Below are 651 nucleotides of genomic sequence, written 5' to 3'. Positions count from 1 at the left end.
CGCGGTGTGAGGACCATCGGCCCGAACACCGCGAACGGCGGGACGTCGCACACCACCGCCCGCGACCAGCGCCCGCCGTCGCGCGCCGCGCCCCACACCGCCGGCGCGCTGAAGTCGTGGCCCACCAGCACGGCGTCCCCGCCGCCGCCCAACGCCTCGTGCAGGCCGTTCACATCGGCCACCAGGTCCGCTATCCCGAACGAGCCGTCCGCGGGCAGCCCCGACGGCGCGAACCCGCGCAAGTACGGCGCGACGGCACGGTAGCCCGCCCCGGCCAGCGCGGGCATCAGATGCCGGTACGTCGCCGGCGACATGGGAAAACCGTGCATCAGCAGGGCCAGCGGCCCCTCGCCCTGCTCCACGTAGGCGAAATCGATGTCGTTGACGGTGACTCTGTTCACGTCCACAGCCGGTCCGTTCCTCGCGACGGAAAAGGAATACACGGGCGGCGGCCGAACCCGCAGACCCGGCCGCCCAGCACCACCGGCCCGACCCGAAAACCCGGCCGCCCGGCGCGCACGGACGACGGACCGGGCCCCACGACAACCCGCAAGACCCCTCCGCCGACCGCCCACCGATCATCCCGGGCAATGATCCCCACCACCTTCTCCGTGGCTGCCGTCTTCAACACCCCCACCCCCACCCCCACCC

Annotated in this window: 1 protein-coding gene; it reads right to left on the bottom strand. The window is 73.1% G+C overall.

The genetic code is table 11. The features are described 5' to 3' along the window. On the bottom strand, positions 1 to 407 hold a 407-nt coding region (locus AMK19_RS30710), incomplete at its 3' end, for an alpha/beta fold hydrolase (protein ID WP_143200500.1). Positions 408 to 651 lie beyond the last annotated feature (244 nt).

This window comes from Kitasatospora sp. CB01950, assembly GCF_001905465.1.
Classification (GTDB): Bacteria; Actinomycetota; Actinomycetes; order Streptomycetales; family Streptomycetaceae; genus Kitasatospora.
This window is presented reverse-complemented; position numbering and strand designations above follow the sequence as displayed.